Origin of the sequence: Williamsia sp., from assembly GCF_016462415.1 — a bacterium.
GTDB lineage: Bacteria > Actinomycetota > Actinomycetes > Mycobacteriales > Mycobacteriaceae > Williamsia_A.
On sequence record NZ_JAEMTF010000004.1, the window covers coordinates 104,908 to 108,020 of the forward strand.

Annotated in this window: 5 protein-coding genes; 2 read left to right on the forward strand and 3 right to left on the reverse strand. The window is 67.1% G+C overall.

The window, feature by feature from the left end:
• The coding region (locus JHC79_RS02200) for a GNAT family N-acetyltransferase (RefSeq protein WP_296388220.1) at positions 1-460 on the reverse strand (460 nt) is incomplete at its 3' end.
• A 52-nt stretch (positions 461-512) separates the two neighbouring features.
• The gene (locus JHC79_RS02205; protein WP_296388221.1) at positions 513-818 is read right to left on the reverse strand and encodes an antibiotic biosynthesis monooxygenase; all 306 of its coding nucleotides are present in this window, start codon (positions 816-818) and stop codon (positions 513-515) included.
• Between the two features lie 94 nt (positions 819-912).
• Between JHC79_RS02205 and JHC79_RS02210 the strand changes: the two genes are divergently transcribed.
• The gene (locus tag JHC79_RS02210) at positions 913-1,638 is read left to right on the forward strand and encodes an alpha/beta hydrolase (RefSeq protein ID WP_296388239.1); all 726 of its coding nucleotides are present in this window, start codon (positions 913-915) and stop codon (positions 1,636-1,638) included.
• Between the two features lie 4 nt (positions 1,639-1,642).
• On the opposite strand, the gene JHC79_RS02215 is transcribed toward JHC79_RS02210, so the two are convergent.
• The gene (locus tag JHC79_RS02215) at positions 1,643-2,335 is read right to left on the reverse strand and encodes a helix-turn-helix transcriptional regulator (protein WP_296388222.1); all 693 of its coding nucleotides are present in this window, start codon (positions 2,333-2,335) and stop codon (positions 1,643-1,645) included.
• On the opposite strand from JHC79_RS02215, the gene JHC79_RS02220 reads away from it, so the two are divergent.
• The gene (locus JHC79_RS02220) at positions 2,334-3,056 is read left to right on the forward strand and encodes a class I SAM-dependent methyltransferase (protein WP_296388223.1); all 723 of its coding nucleotides are present in this window, start codon (positions 2,334-2,336) and stop codon (positions 3,054-3,056) included. The two genes, JHC79_RS02215 and JHC79_RS02220, sit on opposite strands and share 2 nt — an antisense overlap.
• Positions 3,057-3,113 lie beyond the last annotated feature (57 nt).

Below are 3,113 nucleotides of genomic sequence, written 5' to 3' on the forward strand. Positions count from 1 at the left end.
TCCGCCAACGCTCGAACCAGTTCGTGGTGCCGTCCTCGACGAAGCCGTGCTTGCGATAGAAGGCGGCGGCCCGGGCGTTGTCGGCGGCCAGCCACACCTCGGCCGGTCTCGTGCCCACGGCGGCCTCGAGCAGTGCGGCCCCGACGCCACGACCGTGGACAGACGACAACGTGTACAGCGAAGCCAGCTCCCACCCGCGCGCCGGCCTGTGATGTCGGGGTGGACCCGACAGGGCGAAACCGACGATAGACCTGTCGATCTCGGCCACTGCCACGGTCGTCCCCGGATCTCCCTGCGGACCCAGAACTCTCTCCCAGGTCACCGTTCGCTCGCCGACATCGAACGTGTCGAGCACGTCGGCGGCGAGCAGGTCGCTGTACGTCTCGAACCACGCCGCGACGTGTACTGCGGCCAGCCGCGGTGCGTCGGCCAGGACGGCGGGACGGATCAGCGCGTTCATTTAGGCATGCTAACCAGTGATGGAATGTCTCCACCACCGAGTTCGGCCGGCGTCAGCTCGGTTTGACGTCCAGCACGACCTCGAACTCCAGGAGCGACGCGCCGCTGGACACGGGGTTGGCCCGTTCACCGGCGTGAGCGGCGCGGGCGGGTCCCTCGGCCCAGGCGGCGAACGCCTCCTCGGTCTCCCACTGCGTCACCACGAAGTAGCGGTCCTCGCCCTTGGTCGGACGCAGCAGCTGGAAGCCCAGGAAGCCGGGCGTCCCGTCGACGCTGTGGGCGCGGTTGCCGAAGCGCTTCTCGAGCTCAGGGCCTGCGCCATCGGGAACCGAGATTGCGTTGATCTTCACGACTGCCATGGTCGCTATCGTATCCACCGTGACGGCCGACTCGGGATCATGGGAGACCGGACTACGCGATCACGGTAGTGCCGCCGGGGAGAGTGCGCCGACCATCGTTCTGCTCCACGGTCTGATGGGGCGCGGGCGGACCTGGCGTCGTCAGATCCCGTGGTTGCGACGCTACGGACGCGTGTTCACCTTCGACGCGGCGTGGCACACCGGCGCCGGTTCGGTCGACCTCGACGACGTCGCGGCCGACGAGATCGCGACCGAGAGGTTCGTCGCGGATGTCGCCGAGTGCCTCGTGTGGATCGACCGCGGGCCGGCGGTGTTGATCGGTCACTCGATGGGCGGACTACACGCCTGGTGTACCGCGGCGCAGTACCCGGAACTCGTTGCCGCCCTGGTGGTCGAGGACATGGCGCCGGACTTCCGAGGACAGACCACCGAGTCGTGGACCCCCTGGTTCTCCACGTGGCCGGACCGGTTCGCGACGCCGGCCGAGGCCGATGCGATGTTCGGGCCGGTGGCCGGGCGGTACTTCTTCGAGGCGTTCGACGACGGCCGGCTGCACGGGGATCTCGAGATCTGGGCGGCGATCGCCGAGGAGTGGGGACAACGAGACTTCTGGGCGCAGTGGCAGCAGGTGCAGGCGCCGACGCTGCTGCTGGAGGCCGAGTTCTCCGTGACCCCGGCGGGCCAGATGTACCGGATGGCCGAGACCAACGCGCACGCAACACATCTACTCATCCCCGGTGCGGGGCATCTGGTCCACGACGACAAGCCTGCGGTCTACCGCGGTGCGGTCGAGGCGTTCCTCTCGGGCGTCCTGACCTGAGCGGTCATCGGAAGTAGCTGCCCGGCGGCACCCCGACCTCCCGTGAGAATGCGGCAACGAACGCGCTGGGTGTCGAGTACCCGACTCGAACCGCAATTCGTGCGACGGCCATCCCTTCCGCGAGCAGCGGTAGCGCGGCGGCGATTCGGACGTGGGTTCGCCACCGCCCGAACGTGATGCCGGTGTCCGTTCGAAAGCTGCGTGCGATGGTCCGTTCGCCGATTCCGACCTCGTCGGCGAGTTGCGCCAGTGTGCGTTGGTCGGCGGGTTGACTGGCGACGGCGTCGGCGACGACGCGCGCGCGTTCGTCGTTCGGCCACCGCAGCCTCAGCGTTGTGACGTCGGTGGGGGTCAGTAGATCGAACAGCACGGCCTCCGCTCGCCGACGCGCCGCGATCGATTCCCGATCCGTCAGTTGGGTCAGATGGTCGAAGAGGTGGTGGATGAGAGGCGTGACGGACACCAGCGTCGGCTCGGCCCATCTCGTCTGAGTGGGGTCAATGTAGATGCCGCGCATGGCCGCCCCGCGAAGCGACGCGGTCTGGTGTGCGAGGCCGGCGGGAATCCACAGGGCGCGGGTGGGTGGAAGGACCCACTGGCGATCCACGATGCGGACCGTCAGGACTCCCGCTGATGCCCAGGCGATCTGGTGTGTCGTGTGTTCGTGGTCGGCGAAACGAACACCGTCGGACAGCATGACCTCACCGAGAACCATGGCCGTCGGGCCGACATCGATCGGGAGCGCTACGCTGTGTCCATTTTGCGACATGATCTGTCAATCTAGTGTCTGGCGTACAACCCATCCACGACTTAGCGTCTCGGACATGGCGATGAACATGGCACACCGGCTGCTCTGCCGGTCACCGGTTTGGGAGCGACGATGCGTTCAGCGGGTGGTCCCGTGGGTTGTGGACGGGGTCGATTCACGAGGAAGCGCGCTCGAGATCGGTCCTGGCTACGGGGCCAATATTGCCGCCCTGCGGGCATACTTCGACGAGGTGGCGGTGGTCGAGATCGACCCGGTCCTCGCTGCCGGGCTCGAAGCGCGTCACCCGGGATTGGCGGTGACGAACGCGGACGGTGCGAACCTTCCGATGCCCGAGAAGACCTATGACACGGTCACGAACTTCACCATGCTGCACCACGTTCCGACCACAAAGCAGCAGGACTCGGTCTTCGACGAAGCGTTTCGTGTGCTCCGGCCAGGTGGCGTGCTGGCGGGCTGCGACACGCTCGACTCGATCTCGATGCGGGTTCTGCACGTCGGGGATGTCTTCAACCCGTTGGACGTGAACACGTTACGAGATCGGCTCGGTCGAGCGGGTTTCACCGACGTCGATCTCGAATGTCGGGGCGGGCAGGTTCGCATGCGCGCGGTGCGACCCCATGACGGGACCGCGCCCAGTCGTTGTCCGTAACCGCCCAGTCGACGGGGTTACGTGCCCAACTGGCGGGGTTACGTGCCCAACTGGCGG

Excerpts from the sequence above, each read along its gene's own strand:
- JHC79_RS02205 (WP_296388221.1), bottom strand. The coding sequence starts at position 818 with ATGGCAGTCGTGAAGATCAACGCAATCTCGGTTCCCGATGGCGCAGGC.
- JHC79_RS02220 (WP_296388223.1), top strand. The coding sequence starts at position 2,334 with ATGACCTCACCGAGAACCATGGCCGTCGGGCCGACATCGATCGGGAGC.
- JHC79_RS02215 (WP_296388222.1), bottom strand. The coding sequence starts at position 2,335 with ATGCTGTCCGACGGTGTTCGTTTCGCCGACCACGAACACACGACACAC.